Source organism: Terrihabitans rhizophilus (genome assembly GCF_033898525.1).
GTDB classification, from domain to species: Bacteria; Pseudomonadota; Alphaproteobacteria; order Rhizobiales; family Methylopilaceae; genus Flaviflagellibacter; species Flaviflagellibacter rhizophilus.
In genome coordinates this window covers 547,299-568,735 of the sequence record NZ_JAXAFJ010000001.1, presented here as the reverse complement: position 1 = coordinate 568,735, position 21,437 = coordinate 547,299, and the positions used below count along the sequence as shown (strand labels likewise).

Annotated in this window: 24 protein-coding genes; 11 read left to right on the top strand and 13 right to left on the bottom strand. The window is 64.9% G+C overall.

From position 1 onward, the window contains the following. Position 1: 1 nt before the first annotated feature. The 5 genes from glf to SCD90_RS02540 form a co-directional block, all read right to left on the bottom strand. Positions 2 to 1,150: a UDP-galactopyranose mutase gene (glf, locus tag SCD90_RS02560; RefSeq protein WP_319843047.1), complete on the bottom strand. Its 1,149-nt coding sequence runs from the start codon at positions 1,148 to 1,150 to the stop codon at positions 2 to 4. Beyond that, positions 1,143 to 2,147 carry a glycosyltransferase gene (locus tag SCD90_RS02555; protein ID WP_319843046.1) on the bottom strand — a complete coding sequence of 335 codons (1,005 nt, stop codon included), beginning with the start codon at positions 2,145 to 2,147 and terminating at the stop codon, positions 1,143 to 1,145. Before SCD90_RS02555 ends, glf begins: the two co-directional genes overlap by 8 nt. 630 nt (positions 2,148 to 2,777) lie before the next feature. Next, positions 2,778 to 3,581 carry a phosphonate ABC transporter, permease protein PhnE gene (phnE, locus tag SCD90_RS02550; RefSeq protein WP_319843045.1) on the bottom strand — a complete coding sequence of 268 codons (804 nt, stop codon included), beginning with the start codon at positions 3,579 to 3,581 and terminating at the stop codon, positions 2,778 to 2,780. Next, complete coding sequence (locus tag SCD90_RS02545) at positions 3,565 to 4,314, bottom strand: phosphonate ABC transporter ATP-binding protein (protein WP_319843044.1); 750 nt, start codon at positions 4,312 to 4,314, stop codon at positions 3,565 to 3,567. The genes phnE and SCD90_RS02545 overlap by 17 nt, the downstream gene beginning before the upstream one ends. A 73-nt stretch (positions 4,315 to 4,387) precedes the next feature. Continuing rightward, positions 4,388 to 5,245 (bottom strand): PhnD/SsuA/transferrin family substrate-binding protein, encoded by an 858-nt coding sequence (locus SCD90_RS02540; RefSeq protein ID WP_319843043.1) that lies wholly within the window; start codon positions 5,243 to 5,245, stop codon positions 4,388 to 4,390. 129 nt (positions 5,246 to 5,374) lie between these two features. Between SCD90_RS02540 and SCD90_RS02535 the strand changes: the two genes are divergently transcribed. The 3 genes from SCD90_RS02535 (at position 5,375) to SCD90_RS02525 (ending at position 7,844) form a co-directional block, all read left to right on the top strand. Then, on the top strand, positions 5,375 to 6,541 hold the full coding sequence (locus SCD90_RS02535) for an alpha-D-ribose 1-methylphosphonate 5-triphosphate diphosphatase (protein WP_319843042.1): 1,167 nt from the start codon (positions 5,375 to 5,377) through the stop codon (positions 6,539 to 6,541). A gap of 5 nt (positions 6,542 to 6,546) precedes the next feature. Continuing rightward, positions 6,547 to 7,323 (top strand): phosphonate metabolism transcriptional regulator PhnF, encoded by a 777-nt coding sequence (gene phnF / locus SCD90_RS02530; protein ID WP_319843041.1) that lies wholly within the window; start codon positions 6,547 to 6,549, stop codon positions 7,321 to 7,323. A 71-nt stretch (positions 7,324 to 7,394) separates the two neighbouring features. Continuing rightward, positions 7,395 to 7,844 (top strand): RrF2 family transcriptional regulator, encoded by a 450-nt coding sequence (locus SCD90_RS02525; protein ID WP_319843040.1) that lies wholly within the window; start codon positions 7,395 to 7,397, stop codon positions 7,842 to 7,844. A gap of 27 nt (positions 7,845 to 7,871) precedes the next feature. Here SCD90_RS02525 and SCD90_RS02520 read toward each other — a convergent pair whose 3' ends face one another. Both SCD90_RS02520 and SCD90_RS02515 read right to left on the bottom strand, forming a co-directional pair. Beyond that, on the bottom strand, positions 7,872 to 8,426 hold the full coding sequence (locus SCD90_RS02520; RefSeq protein ID WP_319843039.1) for a DUF2141 domain-containing protein: 555 nt from the start codon (positions 8,424 to 8,426) through the stop codon (positions 7,872 to 7,874). A gap of 147 nt (positions 8,427 to 8,573) precedes the next feature. After that, a complete protein-coding gene (locus SCD90_RS02515; RefSeq protein WP_319843038.1) occupies positions 8,574 to 8,783 on the bottom strand; it encodes a hypothetical protein in 210 nt (69 codons plus the stop codon). A 191-nt stretch (positions 8,784 to 8,974) separates the two neighbouring features. Here SCD90_RS02515 and SCD90_RS02510 point away from each other — a divergent pair, with 191 nt between their 5' ends. Continuing rightward, complete coding sequence (locus tag SCD90_RS02510) at positions 8,975 to 9,280, top strand: DUF1236 domain-containing protein (RefSeq protein WP_319843037.1); 306 nt, start codon at positions 8,975 to 8,977, stop codon at positions 9,278 to 9,280. 54 nt (positions 9,281 to 9,334) lie between these two features. Next, entirely contained in the window at positions 9,335 to 10,063 is a 729-nt protein-coding gene (locus SCD90_RS02505; RefSeq protein ID WP_319843036.1) for a DUF1236 domain-containing protein, read from the top strand. A gap of 28 nt (positions 10,064 to 10,091) precedes the next feature. Here the strand turns inward: SCD90_RS02505 and SCD90_RS02500 are convergent, their stop codons facing one another. Then, entirely contained in the window at positions 10,092 to 11,393 is a 1,302-nt protein-coding gene (locus SCD90_RS02500) for a S8 family serine peptidase (protein WP_319843035.1), read from the bottom strand. Between the two features lie 589 nt (positions 11,394 to 11,982). On the opposite strand from SCD90_RS02500, the gene SCD90_RS02495 reads away from it, so the two are divergent. Then, on the top strand, positions 11,983 to 12,468 hold the full coding sequence (locus SCD90_RS02495; RefSeq protein WP_319843034.1) for an RNA polymerase sigma factor: 486 nt from the start codon (positions 11,983 to 11,985) through the stop codon (positions 12,466 to 12,468). A gap of 27 nt (positions 12,469 to 12,495) precedes the next feature. Beyond that, a complete protein-coding gene (locus tag SCD90_RS02490) occupies positions 12,496 to 13,260 on the top strand; it encodes an anti-sigma factor (protein WP_319843033.1) in 765 nt (254 codons plus the stop codon). 508 nt (positions 13,261 to 13,768) lie between these two features. Here SCD90_RS02490 and SCD90_RS02485 read toward each other — a convergent pair. The 3 genes from SCD90_RS02485 to SCD90_RS02475 are packed head-to-tail and all read right to left on the bottom strand — an operon-like array spanning position 13,769 to position 15,674. Next, entirely contained in the window at positions 13,769 to 14,119 is a 351-nt protein-coding gene (locus SCD90_RS02485) for a hypothetical protein (protein ID WP_319843032.1), read from the bottom strand. Continuing rightward, a complete protein-coding gene (locus SCD90_RS02480) occupies positions 14,116 to 14,283 on the bottom strand; it encodes a DUF2256 domain-containing protein (RefSeq protein ID WP_319843031.1) in 168 nt (55 codons plus the stop codon). Before SCD90_RS02480 ends, SCD90_RS02485 begins: the two co-directional genes overlap by 4 nt. An 11-nt stretch (positions 14,284 to 14,294) precedes the next feature. Beyond that, positions 14,295 to 15,674: a cryptochrome/photolyase family protein gene (locus tag SCD90_RS02475; RefSeq protein ID WP_319843030.1), complete on the bottom strand. Its 1,380-nt coding sequence runs from the start codon at positions 15,672 to 15,674 to the stop codon at positions 14,295 to 14,297. A 551-nt stretch (positions 15,675 to 16,225) separates the two neighbouring features. On the opposite strand from SCD90_RS02475, the gene SCD90_RS02470 reads away from it, so the two are divergent. After that, on the top strand, positions 16,226 to 17,485 hold the full coding sequence (locus SCD90_RS02470; protein ID WP_319843029.1) for a GAF domain-containing sensor histidine kinase: 1,260 nt from the start codon (positions 16,226 to 16,228) through the stop codon (positions 17,483 to 17,485). A 53-nt stretch (positions 17,486 to 17,538) separates the two neighbouring features. On the opposite strand, the gene SCD90_RS02465 is transcribed toward SCD90_RS02470, so the two are convergent. Continuing rightward, positions 17,539 to 19,089 (bottom strand): aspartate ammonia-lyase, encoded by a 1,551-nt coding sequence (locus tag SCD90_RS02465; RefSeq protein WP_319843028.1) that lies wholly within the window; start codon positions 19,087 to 19,089, stop codon positions 17,539 to 17,541. Positions 19,090 to 19,212: 123 nt separating this feature from the next. Continuing rightward, positions 19,213 to 19,422, bottom strand: a complete 210-nt coding sequence (locus SCD90_RS02460; RefSeq protein WP_319843027.1) for a hypothetical protein — start codon at positions 19,420 to 19,422, stop codon at positions 19,213 to 19,215. 149 nt (positions 19,423 to 19,571) lie between these two features. Between SCD90_RS02460 and SCD90_RS02455 the strand changes: the two genes are divergently transcribed. Genes SCD90_RS02455 through arsC form a run of 3 tightly spaced genes read left to right on the top strand, consistent with a single transcriptional unit; the run spans position 19,572 to position 21,423 of the window. Beyond that, positions 19,572 to 19,907, top strand: coding sequence for an ArsR/SmtB family transcription factor (locus SCD90_RS02455; protein WP_319843026.1), 336 nt, complete (start codon positions 19,572 to 19,574; stop codon positions 19,905 to 19,907). Positions 19,908 to 19,954: 47 nt separating this feature from the next. Then, positions 19,955 to 21,004 (top strand): ACR3 family arsenite efflux transporter, encoded by a 1,050-nt coding sequence (arsB, locus tag SCD90_RS02450; protein ID WP_319843232.1) that lies wholly within the window; start codon positions 19,955 to 19,957, stop codon positions 21,002 to 21,004. After that, a complete protein-coding gene (arsC, locus tag SCD90_RS02445) occupies positions 21,001 to 21,423 on the top strand; it encodes an arsenate reductase (glutaredoxin) (protein ID WP_319843025.1) in 423 nt (140 codons plus the stop codon). Before arsB ends, arsC begins: the two co-directional genes overlap by 4 nt. Positions 21,424 to 21,437 lie beyond the last annotated feature (14 nt).

Sequence of the window (21,437 nt, the reverse complement as noted above, 5' to 3'; positions counted from 1 at the left end):
CTCAACCCACCCCGAGCCGCGGTGCTGCGCCGTTCACGGCAACTGCCGGGGTCTTGGGATGGGCTTCCTCGATGCGCCTGAAGGTGGCGAGCGCCTGACCGACAACCTGATCCATGTTGTAGTAGCGGTAGGTGGCGAGCCGCCCGACAAACCAGACATCGGGCGTTTCCTTGGCAAGGGCCTCGTACTTCTTGAACAGTTCGGCGTTCTCCGGCCGGGGGATCGGGTAATACGGATCGCCGACATCGGCGGGATATTCGTAGGTCAGGGTTGTCCGCGCGCTCTGCTGGCCCGTCAGGTGCTTGTACTCGGTGACGCGCGTGTAGTCCTGCGTCTGCGGGTAGTTCACGACTGCAACGGGCTGGTGCCATTCGGTGTCGAGCGTCTGGTGGTCGAAGCTCAGTGAACGGTAGGGCAGCTTGCCGAACCGGAAGTCGAAGAACTCGTCGATGGGCCCCGTGAAGATCAGGCGGTCATAGGCGATCTCGTCCCGGATCTCCGCGAAGTCCGTCTGCAGCATCACCTTGATGTTCGGGTGGTTGAGCATGTTCTCGAACATGCGGGTGTAGCCATGAAGCGGCATCACCTGGAACTCGTCGCCGAAGTAGCGGTCATCCCTGTTGGTGCGGGTGGGAACGCGAGCCGTGACCGATTTGTCGAGTTCGGATGGGTCGACGCCCCATTGCTTGCGCGTATAGCCGCGGAAGAATTTCTCGTAGAGTTCGCGCCCTACCTTGCTGACCACCACGTCCTCGGAGGTGCGGATCTCATCGACCGGCTCCGCGCGCTCGGCAAACCACGCTTCCAGTTCCTCGGAGGTGAGGTCCAGCCCGTAGAGCGTGTTCACCGTGTCCAGGTTGATCGGGATCGGGACAAGAACTCCGTCCACCTCCGCCAGCACCTTGTGCTCGTACGGGCGCCACTCAGTGAATTGGGAGAGGTGTTCAAAAATCTGACGCGAATTCGTGTGGAAGATGTGCGGGCCGTACTGGTGCATCAGGATGCCGGCATCGTCGTAACGGTCATAGGCGTTGCCGCCGATATGCGGGCGGCGGTCGATGACGAGCACCTTGTCCCCGCGTTCCGTGGCGAGACGTTCCGCCAGCACGCTGCCGGCAAAGCCGGCGCCGACGATGAGCCAGTCAAACATGGATCGCCTCCGCCACATCGGGCAGATCCGTGATGGCCGGCCGCCGGGACGTACTGGCCATCAACTGGTCCATGCTCTGCCATGTCATGTCCCACGACATCGTGGCGAGGTGCTCGTCGACACGTGCGAGCCACGGCTCTCCGGCCCGGGCGATAGCCTCCTCCGCCTTCTGCACGAAGGTCTCGGCGTCCGCAGCGATCTCGACAAGCTCAAGATCTCCATAGGGCCGAATGACGTCCCGGATCGGGGTGGACACGACCGGGAGACCTGCGGCGAGGAATTCCGGGGTCTTTGTCGGGCTGATGAAGCGGGTGGATTCGTTGATCGCGAACGGCATGATGCCGGCATCCCACCCCGACAGATAAGCCGGCAGCTCCTGATAGCTCTTGCCGCCAAGCCAGTGCAGGTTCGGACGCTGAGGCAGCGCGGCGGGGTCGATCTTCACGACGGGCCCGATCATCACGAACTGCCAATCGGGCCTGAGATCGGCCATGCGGCCGACGAGGTCCACGTCCATCCGCTCGTCGATGACGCCGAAGAAACCGAGCCGGGGATGAGGAATGGCGGCCTGATCCTCCGGCTCGTCCAGGGCTTTGCCACGCGCCTGGTGGAAGTGACCGGCATCGATGCTGCTCGGAAAGGCGTGGACGTTGGGATGCCGATCCTTCTTGGCCTCGAAGAGGCTCTGCCCTCCGGTGAAGACGATGTCCGCACGGCGAAGCAATTCCCGCTCGAGCGCCACCATCCGGGGTGGGGCGCCGCGAAAAGCCGACAGTTCATCCATATTGTCGTAGATGCACAGACCGGGGCTCAGGTGCCGCGAGAACGAAAGCGCCATCGGTGTGTAGTACCAGTGCACCCATTGGCGGTGCGGCAGGCTTTCCACCAGGTCGTCGACGAGGTCACGCTGCGCCTCGATGGCCTGAGGGCCGTTCATCCCATTGGGAAGAACAGGCACGGCGACGACGACGCCCTCCGGTTGCCTCGACAGGTCCAAGCGGGGCTGCTCGACCTCGGCATGCACTGGCTCCTCGAAGAAGTAGACGGTACGAGTCCGCGCAGCACGACCAAGAAGATGTTGGGGCCTTTGATAGACAAAATTCCAACGTAGATGCGAGAAGCAAAGGATTGGCGGCGCGGCACTGGACAAAGCATACCCGTCGGCGAAGGACTGAACGCGCATGTGGCGGCCTTATTATGAGAGCGTGCGGCTGCGATCGATGAGATCGTGAGCCCAAGCCTGTAAGCCGATTGATGAACCGTAGGTTCCGGGTGAAGCAGGCAGGTACACAATTGTACGACTCGGGGGGCAGGTGGCGCCTGAAGGCCCGCGCTTCATCTGCCTGCCGGAAGCAATCCCAAACGTGCCCCTGCAAGGCACCTATACCGACCGATCAACCCGCCGAGGCGGGGCTGCCACGCCCTTGGATTCGCAGCAGCCCCTCGTTCCCGGACCTACGAACGAGAACCGGACCAGCGAGTTCTGGGAGTGCTGGCCCGAGCAGGTACCCCTCAGCCCCGCTACGACTTTGGTAGCAGAAGAGTCGCCGCGCTGGTAGATGGCATCCCAGGCGCGCGACAATTTGTTTACTGAACTAGCCGGCCCGCAGGGCGCCGGAGCAGAGGGCTACTGGAACCGCGCGCGTAAGCGATCCGAAACGAATTCCATCGCCAGTACGATCAGGAAGATGGCCAGGATGATGGCCGAGGCATTGCGGTACTGGAACAGGTCGAACGCGACCTTCAGTTCCTGCCCGATGCCGCCCGCACCGACAAGTCCGAGCACCACAGAGGATCGCACCGCTTTTTCCAGTGCGAACAGGCTGGTGTTGATCATGGACGGCATGGCGTCAGGGACGACGGCGCCGAGCAGGACAGAGAACCGGCTGGCTCCGATGGCTCGCAGGGCCTCCTGGGACTTCTTGTCGGCGTTCTCCATCGCCTCGCCGAAGAACCGCCCGCAAAAGCCGATGGTGTCGACCACGATGGTCATCGTGCCGGCCACCGCGCCGAGACCGAGGGTGGAGACGAAGAGCAGCGCCCAGACAAGATCGGGCACGGTGCGGAACAGCGAGATGGTGGCCTTGAAGAGGTGCCGGAAGGGCCCGATGGGGGTGATGCCCTTGGCGGACATCCATGCGAAGGGCAGGCTGAGAAGGACGCCGAACACGGTGCCGACCAGTGCGATCTGGAAGGTCTCGACGATGCGCCAGCCCATGCGGCTGAGGAAGGCCGGATCAGTGCTCGGCGGGAGCATGCGCGAGAGCAGGTTGCCCATGCGAGGTGCGCCGTCGACGAGCTGTGCCGGCGTGGGCGCAACTTCGCCGATGCTGGCGATGACGAGCGCCACCGCCGCCACCGTCAGCGTGAAGGTGATCGGCGAGATGCGGGGCAGCCGCGAGGGCGGCAGGCGCTCAGCTATGGAAGACATGGCGCAGATCGTCCCGCGTGAGCGTTGAGGTGGGCTGGTCGAAGAACACCCCGCCGGATTTCAGCGCGATGACGCGGTCTGAATAGTTCAGCGCGTGGTCCATATCGTGCGTGGTGTAGACCAGCGTGATGCCGTGCTCGTGCGCCAGATCGGAGAAGATCTGCATGACGTCGCGACCCGTCGCCGGGTCGAGGCTGGCGGCGGGCTCGTCGGCGATGAGGAGCTTGGGCTTGCGGATCAGGGCGCGGGCGATGGCAACGCGCTGAGCTTGGCCGCCGGACAGCTGGTCGGCGCGCGAGGCGGCCTTGTCAGCCAGCCGCACCTCCGAGAGCACATCCATCGCCTCCTCGCGCCACTGGCGGCGGGCGGTGGAATGATGCCATGCGCGCCAGCTGCCGGGAAGCCCGAGCTTGCCCTGGATGACATTGGTGAGCACCGACTGGCGGCTCACCAGCCCGTGGTTCTGGAACACGAAGCCGATCTGACGCCGCAGGCGGTTGAGCTGCGCGGCCGTGGGGGTGGCGGTGAAGGTCTCGCCAAGCGTGGCGATTTCGCCCGTGCTGGAGGGCAGCAGGCCGATCAGGCATTTCAGCAGCGTGGACTTGCCTGCCCCGTTGGAACCGATCAGTGCGACGCGCTCGTCGGAGCGAATGTCGATTGCCACCCCGCTGAAAACGGGATGGCCATTGGCGTAGCTCTTCGCGAGGTCGCGTGTGCGGATGATGTCTTGCATGTGCCGGTGCGGTCTCGCGAATGGGTCCGAAGGCGCGGTGCCGGGCAGATTTGCCGCCGCCCGGCGGGTCGCGTCAGTCCATGAACTTGTTGAAGGTGTCGACGCCGATGGTGCGGTACATCGAGCGGACATAGTCGTAGTCGCTGTCCTTGATGTCGGTCAGGAACACGCCGCCCTTGAACTTCTTGTTGTCGTCGCCCGTCAGCACGGACTTCATCAGGTCCGGGCCATGCTTCACGAAGGCGTCGCGCACCTTGGTGAAGACCTCTTCGGGGATGTCCTTGCGGGCAACGAGGATGTCGTTGGGCAGGTCGCGGCCGCGGGCCAGCACGGTGAAGCCCGCATCGGGGAACGCGGCGCGGATCGAGTTGAGGTGGCCGAAGTTCAGTCCGATGGCGGCGATGTCGCCGCGGATGAGGGCCTCGGCGGCAACGTTCCGGGAGATGATGACGGACTGGTAGTCCTTGTCATAGTTCAGGCCGTGATCGGCCAGGGCCTGCGCCGGTCCGAGATGCTGCGAGGTCGAGCCCACGGAGCCGAAGGCGATCTTCTTGCCCTTCATGTCGTCCAGCGACTTGATCGGCCCGTTCGCCAGCACGGCGATCTGAGCGAAGTAGTCCGGGCGCTGCCAGGCCACCACGATGCGCGGCTGGCTCAGCTCTTTCATGATGACGTATTCGGCCGGGCCGGTGAGGACCAGTTCCACCTGCCCCGAGTTCATCGCTTCGACGGCCGCGGTGCGCGAGCTGACGGGGATGAGCTGGATGTCGAGGCCGGTGATCTCCCGGAGCGACTTCTGGAAGCCGCCGAACTCCTGCTGGAGAGCTTCGAGGCCTTCCACGTCGGTCACGGCGAACCGCACGGGCTCGGCTGCGGCGGGAAGGAGCATGGTGAGCGAAATGGCGAGCGCCGAAGCGAGTGTGCGGATCATCTGTCAGCCTTTGCTGTATAGACAGGAACCTTGTGACCTGCTTTTCTGTATAGACAGCAAGTGACGCGTGCGTGACATCAGCCGGGCTTAAGGAGCCCCCTGAGGACCACAACGTAAGAGGGGGCATGCATGAGCTGGATCATCAGGGGCGCGGTGGGCGCTGACGGACAACAGCGCGACATCGCGATCACCGGTGCGCAGGTAGCAGCGGACGTGCAGGACATCGCCGCATCGGTGATCGATGCCGCCGGTTTGTCGGTGCTGCCGGGGATCGTGGACGTGCATGGGGATGCTTTCGAGCGCCAGATCATGCCCCGGCCGGGCGTGCGCTTCGACACGGCCATGGCCCTGCTGGACACCGATCGGCAGATGCTGGCCAACGGCATCACCACCGCCTTCCATGGCGTGACGGTGTCCTGGGAGCCGGGGCTGCGCTCCGTCGAGGCGGCTCGGCGGCTGCTGGAAGAACTGACGCGCCTGCGCCCCCGGCTGGGTTGCGACACGCGCCTCCACATCCGCTGGGAGACGTTCGCGCTGGATGCGATGGAGGAGGTGACGGGCTGGCTCGATGCCGAGCCACGGCCCATCCTGGCCTTCAACGATCATACGACCGGCTCGGTCCTGAAGGGCCATATCGCCCGCAAGATCGGGCAGATGGCAGAGCGGTCCGGCCTGTCCCGCGAGGACTACATGGCCCTGCTCGAGCGCGTCTGGAGCCGCCGCGAGGAAGTGGATGCCGCGGTTGCGACCATGGCCGCTCGCGCGACCGAACGGGGCAATGTGCTGCTCGCCCATGACGAATGCTCGCCCGAGGAACGGCAGCGTTTTCGCGCGCTGGGCGCAACCTCCTCGGAGTTCCCGATGAACCTGGAGACGGCGGCGGAGGCGCGCAGTGCCGGCGAACACGTCATCCTCGGCGCACCGAATGTGGTGCGCGGCGGCAGCCACAATGGCGCGCTGGATGCCACGCAGGCCGTGCGGCAGGGCCTCTGCACCGTGCTGACCAGCGATTACCATTATCCTTCGCCTCTGCACGCGGCCTTCAAGCTGGCGGCGGAGATGCCCGGCGGGTTGGCCGAGGCCTGGCCATTGGTGTCTCGCAATCCCGCGGAAGCGGCGGGATTGACGGATCGGGGCGTGCTGGAGCCCGGCCGCCGCGCCGATTTGCTGCTGGTCGATGCATCCGATCCGGCGCATCCGCAGGTCGTCCTCACAATGGTCGCAGGCCAGATCGTGTATGCTCGGCGTTCACTGGTCGAGCAGACGGGCGGCGCTTTCGCCGCAGCTGCGGAGTAGAGGTCGTGAACAAGAGCACCCGGCTGCAGCCCACGGGCGGCGGCGCAATCTCCGGCTTCGAGGGCCTTGTGTTTCGCCCTCGGGCGGACGCGCCGATCTGGCAGCAGATCTACGACTACGTGCTGACGCTGATCGATAATGGCTACCTGCAACCCGGCGCGCAGCTTCCGGGCGAAGTGCATATCGCTGAGAAACTTGGCGTCACCCGCGTCACCCTGCGCCGTGCCTTCCTGCAATTGCAGCAGGAAGGGCACCTGACCTCACGCAAGGGCGTGGGCGTCTTCGTGCGAAGCCTTCCCTCCACGCTGATGGTGCGGGATGGAAGCCGCTTTTCCGAAAGCCTCAAGGCCGACGGCAAGGTGCTGACCACGCGCACGCTGCACCTTGCCGAGGAGCCGGCCGACCTCGAGATTGCCCGGCAGCTCTGCATCGAACCCGGCACGGCGGTCATCCGCCTTTCACGGCTGCGCTGCGCCGACGGGCAACCGATCTACACCAGCACGAAGCTGTTTCCGGCCCGGCTGCTGCCGAATTTCGAGCCCGCTTACCTGCGGCGTCAGTCCGTCACCGATGCGTATCTCGCCCACGGCGTTCAGAAATACAGGCGCCTCGAAACGCTCATCAGCGGCGGCTTCGCAACGGCCGAGGAGGCGGCGCTGCTGCAGCTCTCGCCCGGCACGCCTGTGTTCCGGACGAGCTCGATCAACGAGAACGGGGATGGAGCGCGGGTGGAATGGGCGCGTGGCTGCTGGCTGCTGACCTCGGTCAATTTCATCTTCTAGCCAGCGCCTGCCCCGCAATTCGGGAAGGAGCTTGTCTCGCGGCGGTCCATCCATTAGCTGCGTAGGAAGCGATGCTGACAGCCAAAGCAAAATACGGCCTCAAGGCCATGGCCCATCTCGCGGGCATGCCGCAGGGCAAGCCCGCGCTGATCGCCGACATCGCCGCCAGGCACGGCATTCCCAAGAAGTTTCTCGACGCGATCCTCAATGAATTGCGGCAGGCCAAATTCCTGACCAGCAAGCCCGGGCGCGGCGGCGGCTACATGCTTGCGCGTCCGTCCGACCAGATCATCGTCGGCGACATCATCCGCACGCTCGATGGCCCACTCGCGGCCGTGCCCTGCGTCAGCCGCAACTTCTACTCGCGCTGCCAGGATTGCGTCAGCGAGGACGAGTGCAAGGTGCGGCTGCTCATGCTTGAAGCGCGTGAGGCTTTGGCGCAGGTGCTGGACAAGCGCACCCTGGCCGAGATGGAGCGCTTCGGCCGCAATCCCATGGATGAGTTCGTCTACGAGATCTAGGGCGCCCCGGAGGGCGCTAAGGCAACGTCATCGCACAGGCGCCGGCTGCTTCTTGCCGCCGGCGACCGGAAGCGGCACGGCGGACGCATCGACCGGGATCAACGGAACTTCTTCGACCGTCTTGACCGGCACGCCCTTTTTCTTCTGGCTGCCTGTCATCGTCCGCAGGGTCATGCGGACGACATTGCTGCGCCCCTCGACGATCTCGGATGCGATGGTTTCATGCGTGGGAGGCGGCATCAGGCTGGTCTCGGGGCTGCCGACGGCAAAGGGCTCCTTGGGCATTCCCAGCATGTTCCGCTCGTTTTCTCCGCTCTCATTAATGTCTTGCGTGGCGACGAACGCGTATTTCCCGGCAGGGATCTTGCTGAAATGGTAGCCGAGGGTCTCCGCAGTAGCCTTCGTCTTGCCTGAGAATTGCCGGCACTCATCCAGCGGACCCTTGTCGCACATCGCCACCGCGACGGTGCCGCGCCCTGTGTCGATGCCATCGATCAGGACGATGACCTCGGCCGCACGGGCTGAAACCACGCCTGCGGCGAGGATCAAGGAAGTAGCCAGGAGATGTTTGGCCGGGATCATGGAAGCCTCGTAAAAAGATCAGGTTCGGGTCACCGTGCGGAACGCGCCTGTCAAAATTACGGCAGGTCGAGAATCACGGGACGCCAAGAAGTAAAACGCCCCTGACCCTGCGACACCTTCCAGATTACCCGAAGCTTATCCCGGTTCTCAGCGCTCCGCGATGAAGCCCCAGTAGTCGGGGATGCCTGTGAAGGTCCAGAGGAGGAAGGAGACCAGCAGGATCTTGGGCGTTGCGAGAAGGCCGACCACAAGCCCGGTCCTCGGATTGCGCGTCTTTCCGGCGACCCAGTAGCCAAGCGCAGGCCCCGCGATCAGCGTCAAAGCGCCGACCGCGAAATTCACAACATCCCAGCTCATCGTCTTCCTCTCGCGAGACGGCTGTTTCCCACACGCCGGCGCAGAAGGCCAGACGGCGGGCTTTTCGACCTCCGAACTGCTGCAGGGCTGTGCGTTCTCTCGATCATGCTGCTTACGGATTTCGCAATTGCCCGGGAATAAAGCAACGCGACGCTCGTTCTTGGATGCGGGGGACGTAAAAGGAGATCACTATGAAGAAGACCCTTCTGCTCATCGCTGCCGCAGGCCTCTTTTCCACTGCTGCACTTGCCGAGACCGTGATCGTGTCGCCAGTCGAGCAGACCCAGATCCGCGAATACGTTGTCAAGCAGAAGACGACTGCTGCTACCCTGCCGGCCGATGTAAGGCTGAGCGTGGGCGCGGTCCTTCCGGAGACCGTGGAGCTGCACACCGTAACGGGCGTTCCGTCGGCTTCGAACTACCGCTACGTGGTCATCGACGGCCGTACCGTTCTCGTCGAGCCGAAGACCCGCAAGGTCGTTCAGATCATCGACTGACGCACACCGAACAATCGCACTGGAAGTACAGGAGGTGACGCAATGAAAAATTCCATGTTTTCGACTGTCGCACTGGCCGCGCTTCTCGCGAGCGCAGGCATAGCGGGCGCCCAGACGTCAGGCGGCTCCGAGCGGATTCCTCCGGCGAGCAGCGGCTCGGCCACGGGTTCGGGTTCAGCGACCGGTTCCGGCTCCGCCGCGGGTGCGGGCTCAGCCACGGGTTCCGGCTCGGCCACAGGTTCGGCCACCGGCTCGGGTGCCACGTCCGGCACGGCCTCAGGGTCGGGCTCTGCTGCCGGTTCCGCAACGGAGCCGGGCAAGGCTCGTGAACCCGCAGCGTCGGGTTCCGGTTCGTCCACGGCGTCCGAGCCCCGCAGCGGTACCGCACGAGAAGGTGCGGCCGGCGAGCGCAGCACGGATGGCCAGCGTGACGCGAACCGCGACGGTCAGCGGACCGGCGAGGGCGAACGGGATCGCTCCTCCCGTGAAGGTGCCGACAGCACCCGCCGTGACAGCAACTCCACGTCGGTCAACCTGTCCAGCACCCAGCGCACGGAGATCCGCTCGAAGATCGTCACCCGCGATGTCAGGCGCGTGAACGTCGACTTCAACGTCTCGGTCGGCGTTTCCGTGCCGCGTACGGTGGAGCTTCTCTCGCTGCCGACAGAAATCGTGACGATTGTTCCGCAGTATCGCGGCTATCGTTACTTCGTTCTGAGCGACGGCCGCATTGTCATCGTGAAGCCGGATAACTACACCGTCGTCACGATCATCGAAGGCTGACCTACCGGAAGGGGGCAGCCCCTCCCGTCTACTTCTGTCCGGCTGCCGGGGACACCTCGGCAGCCGTGGCGGAGGCAACGCCGGCCTGCTCAAGAGTGGTTGGACCTTCCAGGGCCGGCAGTTTCCCGGCACTTGCGCTGCTCGAAGGTGCCCCCTGCGAGGCGATCAGTCCCGGATCGGCGCACAGGCCAGCCGTCTGCACCAAACCCCAGCCGTAAAATTCGTCATAACCGACAGGTCCGAGATCGAATGCGCCGGCCTTGAGCCGGGCTCCTGCATTCCGGGGCGTGGTGCCGGGGTTGGACGCCTTCAGGACGGCCGCAGCGGCGGCGACGAAAGGCGTCGCCAGGGATGTGCCCTGAGACGGGCCTTCCGCCTTCGATTCACCGAAGATGCCGACACCCGGCGCCGCGAGGTCGATGTAGTCGCCAGTGCTGGCGCGGCGGTAGAGGTTCTTTTCGGCGTCGACGGCGGTCACGGCAAGCACATCGGCATAGGCTGCCGGGTAGGATGGGGGCGCCTTAGCTCCGTCATTCCCTGCCGCGGCAACAATGATGACGCCGCGCTCCACCGCACTCGTAACAGCCTCCTGCACGAGGCGGTTCGGCGGGCCTGACAGGCTGAGATTGATCACATCAACGCCGTGGGAGGTCAGCCGGTCTATGGCCTTCGCGAGCGAGAGGGCATCGGTGCGGTCCTGCCCGTCTTCTCCCGCAGTGAAGCCGTCGATGGCGATAAATCGGGCGTCAGGAAGCAGGGTGCCCAGCAAGGATGCGATTGTCGTGCCATGGCCCGGTGAAGAGCCGCGCTTCTGGCCTGCAGGCTGGAGAACCTCGATCCGGCGCCCGGCAAGATCCTTCGCGTCAAGGTCGAGTGCGGTGTCGATGATCCCGACCCGCGGCGAGGGCCCGCAAGAATAGCCCGCTTTGTCCCACCCGACCATGTCGGCGGCACCGCACAAGGCACCGCTGCAAGGCTTTGCGGCGTCATGCTCCGCATGCAAGGCCGGTCGATAGTAGTGGTTCAGATCGGCGCTGATGCCCGTTCCCAACGCGTCCACCTGCTGCCGGGCCTTTTCGAGGGCAAGGCCACGCGGCACGCCCAGCCGCACGACACGTTTCCCGGACGAAAGCTGCTCGCTCTCCTGAATCGTGAAGCCGCGGCGTCGCAGCGCCGCGACTTGCGTGTCCGACAAACCGGACGCGACGAGTTCGCGCGCCTGATGCTGGCGAGTGTCCGAGGCGGGGAGCCCGGATAGACGCGTAGCTTCGGCCCGTGCCTGCTGGCGCTGCGCGTTTCTGGCGCGTGCCTTCTCGTTTGCAGCTTTCACCGCTTTGGCCTTGGTCGCCGCAGCCTTGCCGGGGGTGCTCTTCGCTGAAGCCTTCGTTGCGGAACGCGCGGCCGCATCGCCTTCCGCTGCAGCTTGTGCCGCAGCACGTGCGGCGCTTCGTCTCTCGGCTGCCGCTGCCTGGGCGGCGCTAGCCCTTGCGTGGCCCGCGGCCGACTTCGCTTGCCCTGTCGAGGATGCCGATGCGCCTGTCGCCCCGCCCATGGCCCCGCCTCGTGCGCCGGCGGCCGCTGACCCGCCCCTTGACGCTCCGGCTCCTGCTCCAGCGCCGCCACCTCGGCTTGAGGAAGGGCCGCCGCCTCCTCGTCCGGCTCCACCACCCTTGCCGCCCTGCTGCGCGAAAGCGGCGCCGGAACCGACGCCTTCGAAATACGGCAGTGGGCTGACCGACAGCAGAAGTGCCGCCGTCAGGCTCAGCGCAAATTGAAAGCGACGCATAATGAGGACGACCTTTGGCGACTGCACGCCGCATTGTAACGCTCAGTCAGTCTAGAGAGGTTCCAAAAAAATCGTGCGCGTGACGGAATAATGCGCTTTGTCCTCCGTTCACTAGGCATCGGCCGAGATCACGATGAGCGTTGAACCGGAACTTTTAGCCCTGCTGCCGAGGCTTCGGCGGCTTGCGAGAACCCTTACCGGCTCCGCGGCCACGGCCGATGATCTGGTTCAGGCGACCTGCGAGCGCGTGTGGGCTCACGCCGAAGACTGGGTGCCGGGGACTCGCTTCGACGCCTGGGCCTTTCGCATCCTGCGCAATCAGTGGATCGACTGGGCAAGGCGCAGCAGGACGGAGGGCTATCCCGAGCCCGTGGACGAGCGAACCGACCTTGTCGGCGAATGGGGCGAGAAGCGCGCGATGGACAAGCTGATCCTCGACGATGTTCGCAAGGCGATCGACGCGCTCCCGGCCGAGCAGCGGGAGGTTCTGCTTCTCGTCTGCGTAGAGGACTTTTCCTATGGAGAGGCGGCCCAGGTCCTGGGGGTGCCGATCGGAACGGTGATGAGCCGGCTGGCAAGGGCGCGCAAAAGGTTGAACAGCGCGGTAGAGGCGGCATGATGACGAGGGCGGAAGGGGTTGGGCCAGATGAATGAGTTCATTCCGAGCGATGAAGTCCTGATGGCCTACGCCGATGGTGAACTGGACGCATCGGTCGCACACGCTCTCGAAGCCGCGATGATGACGGACGCAGCGCTTGTGGGACGCCTCGTCGTGTTCTTGCGCAGCCGGCGGCTGGTGCGGGCCGTCTACGCCATCGAAGGGCTGGGGCCGGTCGATGAAGATCTTGCGTTTGCTGCGCGGGCGCGTGGCCGCGATGCAAGGCCGATTGCCAAGGCGCCACCCGCGCGGCCGAAGGGCGAGCCGTGGCGGGCCTGGCTCCGCGGCCTGGGCTGGGCGCCTGTCGGCGCCTTCGTCGGTGCCCTTGCACTGCTGGTGGTCCTGCAGCCATGGCGGCCTCAGGTCAGCGGGCCCTTCGCAACGCTCGAATCCGGTGAGGCCTCGGCGCTGATGTACCAGCTGACCTCCGGCGACACGGCGGAACTCCAGCAGGGCCGACTACGGGTGATGTCCACCGTCGAGATGAAGGGCGGTGGCGTGTGCCGGGAGGTCAATCTGGAAAGCCCGGAGGCCAACACGGAAGCCGTGACCTGCGCTTCGCCGGGCCGCCCATGGCGGGTTCTGCTGGCAAGCCGCGTTGCGGGCGGCCCGACCGATGCTTTCACGCCATCGTCCGGAAGTCATCCTGCGGATTCCTTCTTCCAGCACAACGAGGCGGGCGCACGGCTTACCGGGCAGGACGAACAGCGTGTCCTGACCCGCCTTCGCGAGAGCCATGAAACCGGAACCTGAGACTGAGCAAGGTCCGGGCCGCGAGCGCATTTGGTCCAGGGTAATGGTTCTGGGTCTTGCCGCCTTGTGGATCACCACGCTGGCGGCCGCTGGTTTCCTGGCCTTCGGCAACTGAACGGACCGGACATTGCGGACGTCGACGCCGTGACACCGTTTGTCAGCCCGACCGATCGCACTAGTCGTTCGGCTCGCGTACGGCCGTGGCCAGCCAGATCAGACCCAGCACCAAAAGCGCGGACGCCCAGAGAACGATCAGGAGGTTAGGGTGCATCGGAGTGCTCAACCCAAGATAGAACGGGGGTTGTATATCGCCTGACGTTGTCCAATGCACCCCTCGATTTTGGCGGACCGTTAACGAGTACGATTGCGGACGTGCAGCTTGTGCGGGTTCTTGTCGATCCTGGCTGTTTTCCGGCCGATCGCCTGCAACCTGATATCCCTCAAGAACTGTCGCGGCCTTGCCCGGCCCCTAGGACGAGACATCCCGTGCGGCCAAGTCGCGCTCTGGTCAGCAGGTGTGCTCTGGCGTTTCGCAGGCTGAGTTTTCGGCCTGTGCCTTGTACCAGCCGGCATAAATGGTCTTGAGGACCATGCTGCGATTGAGGTCGGCGGAGCCGTCGTTCCACCAGGTGGGGCCCCTCTCGCCCAGCGCCGTCTTGGCCCGATCGACCGCCGCTCGGGCTTCCGAGAGCAGTGCGGCGTCATCGGCGGCCTTGGCATGGCGAACGGCTCGCCTGGCCTCCATCAGCTCACCGACCAACTGCCCGCGCCGTTCCTCGCCCAATCCGGGATCGGACATGCGCCACAGGCGCCCGCGCACGACAAAGTAGCGGCCATCCGGGGTCACCGGATACTTCATCGCTGCGCCCCTGCAGGTGCCGCCGTCTTCCGCATTCGGCATTTGTCCGAGCAATAACGGACCTGCTCCCAGTTGCTGCGCCAGCTCTTGCGCCACACCATGGGCCGGCCGCAGCATTCGCATGGCTTGGAAGGCAGGTCGGCTTTCGCGCGATGCTTGGCCATGACCGTCGCCGCTATCGGCGCGTGCTTGCAGAGGCCGCCAGTGCGCGCTCCCGCGCTTCACGATGGCCGATCAATGCCGCGGGATAGTCCGCCGGTGCCGCGCGGGTGCCATGCGGATCATGGATCTGATCGTCCCCCAATTCCGCCAGTTCGGGAACCCAATGCCGGATATAGCCAGCCGCGTTGAACTTGGCGGACTGCGTGAGTGGCGCCATGATCCGGTAGAACGGCGCGGAATCCACGCCGGTGCCGGCGACCCACTGCCAGTTGACGCTGTTGTGGCTGAAATCGGCGTCGACGAGGCAGTCCCAGAACCATCTTTGGCCGCGACGCCAGTCGATCAAGAGGTGCTTGACCAGGAAGCTCGCGGTGATCATCCGCACGCGATTGTGCATCCACCCGGTGTGCCAGAGCTGCCGCATGCCGGCGTCGACGATGGGATAGCCCGTGCGGCCTCGTGTCCAGGCGATGAAGTCGGCCTGCGCCTCGGGACCATCCCGCCAGGGCAGGCCTTCCAAAGTCGCGCGTCCATCCGCGTCTGCGTAATCAGGGAATTGCAGGATGAGGGCCGAGCAGAAGTCCCGCCAGGCCAGTTCCCGGAGGTATGGCCCCGCTCCCCGTTCCTCGGCGAGCGTGTGCCAGACCGTCGAAGGGGAAATCTCGCCGAAATGCAGATGCGGCGACAAACGTGACGTGCCGGCGGTCGACGGCAGGTTACGCCGCTCGCCATAATCCTCAATGCCCGTTTCGAATACGTGGAGCGCGGATCGCGCCCCATCCTCGCCCGGCGCCCATTCCCTGAAGCCGGTGGCCCAATCCGGCTTCGTGGGCAGGAGATCCCAGTCCCGTAGATCGTCTCCCGCGAGATCCTGCCGGTGCCACAAGACCTCCGCGGGGGCCGGAAGGGGTGGTGCCGGCGGCATGATGGCCTGCAAGGCACGCCAGAACGGGGCGAAGACGCGGAACGGTGTTCCGGAGCCGGTGCGCACCCTTGCAGGGTCGGCAAGCAAGCGGCCCTGATGCCGAACAAGTTCAAGCCGCTCCCCGAGTTCGGCTTCTGCGGCGCGCCACCACGGTTCGTAATGGGCAAGGCAGTGCACCCGGGCGGCGCCGACCTCCTGCGCCAGTCGGAAGAGTTCGTCCGCGGCTCTGCCACGTCGCAATACGAGGCGGCCACCGAGTGCCTTCAGCGAGGCGGACAACGAGGCAAGGGAATGATGCAGCCACCAGCGCTGGGCCCCGCCGATCCGCCAGTCACCGGGGCTTTCATCGTCCAGCACGTAGACGGCGACGAGCGGGCCGTCGGCAGCGGCCCGTGCAAAGGCCGCCTGATCTGCGATGCGCAGGTCCTGCCTGAACCAGACAATGCTCGGCGGACGTGTGCTGCTCATCGAACGGTAATGCGCGAGATCGTTCTCGGTTGCGCAAACGAAGGTCCACGCCCGTCAATCTCTGTGGGTTAACAGAACCGCGCGGCGCAGCCTTATAGATTATCTGGCGAATGATCGCAGATGCGCCGGGACCACAAAGTCTTGATGGCTGCAGATCGAATGATGAGGAAGCGATAGGTGCCGGAAGTATGCCGCCGCTCTGTAATGCTCACGGTTAGAGCGGCTATTTCCAAGTGCTTCCGGGGTGAGCGCACCGCCTAGTGGCAGGCCCTATCCGGCACCGTCGAAGCAATAACCTGTAGACAGCCAGACGGTTCCCGAAGTTCTTGAAGAACCTTCACATCTGGGCCGGGCAGCCAAGAAGCCTGAATTCGGGGCACCTTGCGCTGTGCAGTCTCGCGCGACGTGTGCGAATCCAGAGCGACCACGGGAGCGACGAGGATGGTGGCATCCACATCGTCGTTGCCGATGAACTGCGGATGGAATCCGTGTGATCGACCCGTCGGGAAAGCTTGTTCCGGAAGCGGGATCTGCCTGCTAGGAATGCCTGAATGCAGCCAGACATCGCCCAGGATCTCGACGTCGTCCGTAACATCGCGGCAATTCCCGCGATCCTCGAGATCGTCTGCAATACGACCGGCATGGGCTTTGCGGCCGTTGCGCGCGTGACCCGGGAGCAGTGGGTTGCCTGCGACGTGCTGGACAGGATCAGCTTTGGATTGAAGCCGGGTGACGAACTCGAACTCGCCACCACCATCTGCAACGAAATCCGAGATCATCGCACCGTCGTGGTCATCGACAATGTCGCGGAAGATCCCGATTACTGCAGTCATCCCACGCCCGCTCTCTATGGCTTCCAGAGCTATATCTCGGTCCCGGTCACGCTTACGGACGGAAGCTTCTTCGGCACCTTGTGTGCGATAGATCCCCGGCCCACGGATTTGAAGAGCGGGAACGCCGTCGGCACCTTCAAGCTCTTTTCAGAGCTGATCGCCATGCATGTCGATGCCGGCTTCAAGCTCTTGAAGGCAGAGCACGATCTGGAGGACGAGCGCGTCAGGCGCGCGACGACCGAAAGCAATCTTCTCGATGCGAACGCGACCGCTGAACTGAGGGAGCAGTTCATCGCTGTCCTCGGACACGACCTGCGCAACCCTCTCGCCGGCTTCAGCAGCGGCATCAACCTGCTACGCCGGAAGCCGCAGGATGAAAGGTCGGACAGGATCCTGCGCATGATGGCTGCCTCCGCAGCACGCATGGGTGGCTTGATCGACAACCTGCTCGATTTCGCGCGTGGACGGCTCGGGGGCGGGATCGCGCTTGCCCGGGAGCGCAAGCTGCTGGAGCCCACGCTGACGGATGTGCTCGACGAGTTGAGGTTGACCTGGCCCGACCGGACCATCGAGGCCGAACTGGCGCTCGATCATCCGGTCGACGGTGATCACGCGCGCCTGGCGCAGCTGTTCTCCAACCTGCTCGGCAATGCGATCACCCACGGTGCCGAGGACAAGCCGATCCGCGTGAGGGCCGTGCAGGGGAGCGATGGCTTACATCTGTCGGTCTCGAATGGTGGCCAGCCGATCCCGGCAGAGGTCCTCGACCATTTGTTCAAGCCGTTTCACCGGGGGCCCAAGCATGCCAGCATGCAGGGACTGGGCCTCGGTCTGTTCATCGCGTCCGAAATCGCGAGGGCGCATGGCGGCTCGCTGGACGTCTCGTCCGACGAGCGCGAAACAAGTTTCACGCTGAAGCTGCCCTCCGACCTAGCCATCGAGGCCTCCGAACGGCCGGCGCGCACAGAACAGAATTAGGCTCGGCATCTCTGCTGCCGAGCCGGGCGGCACACGAAGCGGAGCAGGGAAGCTCAGGCGCCCATCGGCTTCATCCCCGCCGGCGTCCTCATGCGGGTAGGCGCCGTCATCGCCTCGATCAGCAGGAGTTCGCTGAGTTCGGCGGGTGTCAGCAGCCCCTCTTCGAGAATGAGGTCGGCGACCCGGCGGTTTTCCGCAAGCGCCCTCTTGGCGATGCGCGAACATGTTTCGTAGCCAAGATGCGGCACGAGGGCGGTGACCAGCCCGACCGAGTTCTCCACCAGTGCAAGGCAACGCTCGCGGTCGGCCTCGATGCCGTTCACGCAACGCGTGGTCAGCGTTGTGATGGCAGCGGTGAGGTGGCGCAGCGAAGACAGCAGGCAGTAGCCGATGGTGGGCTCGAAGGCATTGAGCTGAAGCTGCCCCCCTTCGGCGCACAGGGTGACGGTGAGGTCGTGGCCGATGACCATGAAGGCCACCTGGTTGACCACTTCGGGTATGACCGGGTTCACCTTGCCCGGCATGATCGAGGAGCCCGCTTGGACGGCGGGAAGCCGGATCTCGCCGAAGCCGGCGCGGGGGCCGCTCGAGAGCAGGCGCAAATCGTTGCAGATCTTCGACAGCTTGACGGCGACGCGCTTGAGCACGCCCGAGAACAAGACGAAGGCGCCCATGTCTGACGTGGCCTCGATCAGGTTCGAGGCGGGAACGAGCGGTTCGCCCGAGAGCCTCGCCAGTTCCTCGATGGCCAGTGCCGCATAGCGCGGATCGGCGTTGATGCCCGTGCCGATGGCCGTCGCCCCGAGATTGACCTCGCAGAACAGCGCCGACACTTCGCGCAGCCGCGACACGTCTTCCTTGATGGTGGCGAAGAAGGCGTCGAACTCCTGCCCCAGCGTCATGGGCACAGCGTCCTGAAGCTGCGTCCGGCCGATCTTCAGCACATCGCCGAACTCGACGGCCTTCGCCTTGAACGCATAGGCCAGTTCATCCAGCGCGCGGATCAGCGGCTCGGTGCCGAAGATCACGGCAAGCCGCAGGGCAGTGGGGTAGGCGTCGTTCGTGGACTGCGCCATGTTGACGTCGTCATTGGGATGCAGCGCCGCATAGTTTCCGCGCGGGAGGCCCATCGTCTCCAGCGCCACATTGGCGACCACCTCATTGGTGTTCATGTTCGTGGAAGTTCCCGCGCCGCCCTGCACGGCATCCACCACGAATTGCCGGTGCAGGCGGGGCTCGCCGGCGATCAGCACGCAGGCCTTCTCGATGGCCGAGGCCTTGTCCGCGGGCAGGTTGCCGAGGCGCGCGTTGGCGCGCGCCGCCGCCTGCTTCACGAGAACCAGGGCCTTCACCAGCTCCGGAAAATGCCCGACGGGCACGCCGGTGATGGGGAAGTTCTCGACCGCGCGGAGCGTGTGAACGCCCCAGTACGCATCTGCCGGAATGGCCGCGTCGCCGAGCAGGTCATGCTCCGTCCGGGTCGGTACGTCGGCCAGTGAGATGATCTCGCTGCTGGCCACCTGCACGCTTGCCGGCCGAGGGTCGGCGCCTCCACCAGCCGGGGGATGTTCTGGTGGGTGCGCCCCAGCATTGGTGTTCGTCATCCAGTCCTCCATTCAGACGTCGAGAGCCACACTTGCGCGCTAGGCGCCGCGATGGGCGCAGGGTCTTCGATGTAGCTTTGTGCCCGGCGTGTCGTTCGCCCGAAAAGCGCGGCGGATTCCCGGTTACCGGAGGGCAGATGTCCGCCGGCGATGTATCCAGTAAGCGATACCCGCCAACACGCACCCCGTGATGACGCCGAGCCCGTAATCGGGCCCGATGAGTGTCAGGAGGCCGCCCACGGCAACATGGAGCACCAGCATTCCGGCGGCAAAGATGAGGATCGCGAAGAGCTTCCATCGTGATCCGAGGCCGGATTTCAGGCCGTTGCTCATTCTGGTCTCCGCCGGTCAGTCGCCATCCTCGCGAAGCGAACCACACAGCCATCCAGAAGTCGACCCTGCGATGTCTTGGGCAAAGGCGTCTGACCCGTCAGGCACAAACAGCTATTGACCTGCTACCATATATCTAGGTACGTAGATATATGGATAAGGAAGGAGCTCTTCTTGGACTGGCGGCCCTGTCGCAGGCGACGCGGCTGGACACGTTTCAGCTGCTGGTCAGGTGCGAGCCCGAAGGTCTGGCCGCCGGCGAGGTGGCTCGTCTGCTGGCCGTGCCGCAGAACACGATGAGTTCCCACCTCGCGGTTTTGTCCCGTGCCGGTCTGGCCCGCGCCGAGCGCCGCAGCCGCTCCATCATCTACCGCGCGGATCTCGATCGCTTCCGCGCGCTGACACTCTTCATGCTGAAGGATTGCTGCGGCGGCCGGCCGGATCTGTGCGTGCCGCTGATCGACGAACTCGCGCCGTGTTGCCCCTGATGTCCAGCGCTGCCCTTCAGCCACCCGCGGCGGTTGCCAAGCCCGCGATCAGCACTTTCGAACGCTACCTCACCGTCTCGGTGCTGGCCTGCATCGTCGTGGGCATTGGCCTCGGAACGCTCCTGCCGGGCCTGTTCGCGGCCATCGCCTCGGCGGAGGTCGCGAAGGTCAACCTTCCAGTGGCCGTGCTGATCTGGCTCATGATCATCCCCATGCTGCTCAAGATCGACTTCGGCTCGCTCGGCATGGTGCGCCAGCACTGGCGCGGCGTCGGCGTGACTTTGTTCATCAACTGGGGCGTGAAGCCGTTCTCGATGATGCTGCTCGGCACGTTGTTCATCGGCCACCTGTTCGCGCCCTATCTGCCGCAGGACCAGATCACCTCCTACATCGCCGGGCTCGTGCTCCTCGCCGCCGCGCCGTGCACCGCCATGGTTTTCGTGTGGTCGAACCTCTGCGAGGGAGAGCCGCACTTCACGCTCAGCCAGGTTGCCCTGAACGACCTGATCATGGTCGTTGCCTTTGCGCCCCTCGTTGGGCTGCTGCTCGGCGTGGCCTCCATCACGGTGCCCTGGGACACGCTGTTGCTGTCGGTCCTGCTCTACATCGTGGTTCCGGTCGTGGTGGCGCAGCTCTGGCGGCGTGCGCTTCTCGCAATCGGACCGGCGGCGCTCGACCGCACGCTGGCGCGCATCCAGCCGGTATCGCTGGTGGCTCTGCTCACCACGCTCGTCCTGCTGTTCGCATTCCAGGGCGAACAGATCCTCGCCCAGCCCTTCGTCATCGCCTTGTTGGCCGTGCCGATCCTGATCCAGGTCTATTTCAACGCAGGCCTGGCATACTGGCTCAGCCGCAGGTTCGGCGTCGCCTGGTGCGTGGCTGCGCCGGCCGCACTGATCGGCGCTTCCAACTTCTTCGAGTTGGCTGTCGCCGCCGCCATCAGCCTGTTCGGGCTCAATTCCGGCGCCGCGCTTGCCACCGTGGTGGGCGTGCTCGTCGAGGTTCCGGTGATGCTGTCGGTCGTCGCGATCGTGAAGCGATCGCGCGGCTGGTACGAACGCGGCAGCGCATGCCCCCTTCCGGAGACCACGCGATGAAGGTCACGATCTACCACAATCCGGCCTGCGGCACGTCCCGCAACACGCTGGCGCTCATCCGGAATGCGGGTGTCGAACCACAGGCCATCGAATACCTGCAAACCCCTCCCGACCGCGAGACGTTGCACCGGATGATCCAGGATGCAGGGCTGACGGTGCGCGGGGCCTTGCGGGAGAAGGGTACGCCCTATGCCGAACTCGGCCTCGCCGACGGGGGGCTATCGGACGAAGCCCTGCTCGACGCCATGATGGCGCACCCCATCCTGATCAACCGGCCTTTCGTGATGACGCCCGAAGGGGTCAGGCTCTGCCGGCCGTCCGAGGTCGTGCTCGATATCCTGCCGCTGCCGCAGAAGGGGCCGTTCACCAAGGAGGATGGCGCATTGCTGATCGATGCCGAGGGCCGGCGCGTTGGCTGATGCCGTTGCGGACC

Bases quoted from the DNA above. Each gene is read 5' to 3' on its own strand.
- glf (WP_319843047.1), bottom strand. From the start codon at position 1,150: ATGTTTGACTGGCTCATCGTCGGCGCCGGCTTTGCCGGCAGCGTGCTG.
- phnE (WP_319843045.1), bottom strand. From the start codon at position 3,581: ATGTCTTCCATAGCTGAGCGCCTGCCGCCCTCGCGGCTGCCCCGCATC.
- SCD90_RS02545 (WP_319843044.1), bottom strand. From the start codon at position 4,314: ATGCAAGACATCATCCGCACACGCGACCTCGCGAAGAGCTACGCCAAT.
- SCD90_RS02540 (WP_319843043.1), bottom strand. From the start codon at position 5,245: ATGATCCGCACACTCGCTTCGGCGCTCGCCATTTCGCTCACCATGCTC.
- SCD90_RS02535 (WP_319843042.1), top strand. From the start codon at position 5,375: ATGAGCTGGATCATCAGGGGCGCGGTGGGCGCTGACGGACAACAGCGC.
- SCD90_RS02525 (WP_319843040.1), top strand. From the start codon at position 7,395: ATGCTGACAGCCAAAGCAAAATACGGCCTCAAGGCCATGGCCCATCTC.
- SCD90_RS02520 (WP_319843039.1), bottom strand. From the start codon at position 8,426: ATGATCCCGGCCAAACATCTCCTGGCTACTTCCTTGATCCTCGCCGCA.
- SCD90_RS02515 (WP_319843038.1), bottom strand. From the start codon at position 8,783: ATGAGCTGGGATGTTGTGAATTTCGCGGTCGGCGCTTTGACGCTGATC.
- SCD90_RS02510 (WP_319843037.1), top strand. From the start codon at position 8,975: ATGAAGAAGACCCTTCTGCTCATCGCTGCCGCAGGCCTCTTTTCCACT.
- SCD90_RS02505 (WP_319843036.1), top strand. From the start codon at position 9,335: ATGTTTTCGACTGTCGCACTGGCCGCGCTTCTCGCGAGCGCAGGCATA.
- SCD90_RS02495 (WP_319843034.1), top strand. From the start codon at position 11,983: ATGAGCGTTGAACCGGAACTTTTAGCCCTGCTGCCGAGGCTTCGGCGG.
- SCD90_RS02490 (WP_319843033.1), top strand. From the start codon at position 12,496: ATGAATGAGTTCATTCCGAGCGATGAAGTCCTGATGGCCTACGCCGAT.
- SCD90_RS02485 (WP_319843032.1), bottom strand. From the start codon at position 14,119: ATGAAGTATCCGGTGACCCCGGATGGCCGCTACTTTGTCGTGCGCGGG.
- SCD90_RS02480 (WP_319843031.1), bottom strand. From the start codon at position 14,283: ATGGCCAAGCATCGCGCGAAAGCCGACCTGCCTTCCAAGCCATGCGAA.
- SCD90_RS02475 (WP_319843030.1), bottom strand. From the start codon at position 15,674: ATGAGCAGCACACGTCCGCCGAGCATTGTCTGGTTCAGGCAGGACCTG.
- SCD90_RS02470 (WP_319843029.1), top strand. From the start codon at position 16,226: ATGCAGCCAGACATCGCCCAGGATCTCGACGTCGTCCGTAACATCGCG.
- SCD90_RS02465 (WP_319843028.1), bottom strand. From the start codon at position 19,089: ATGACGAACACCAATGCTGGGGCGCACCCACCAGAACATCCCCCGGCT.
- SCD90_RS02460 (WP_319843027.1), bottom strand. From the start codon at position 19,422: ATGAGCAACGGCCTGAAATCCGGCCTCGGATCACGATGGAAGCTCTTC.
- SCD90_RS02455 (WP_319843026.1), top strand. From the start codon at position 19,572: ATGGATAAGGAAGGAGCTCTTCTTGGACTGGCGGCCCTGTCGCAGGCG.
- arsC (WP_319843025.1), top strand. From the start codon at position 21,001: ATGAAGGTCACGATCTACCACAATCCGGCCTGCGGCACGTCCCGCAAC.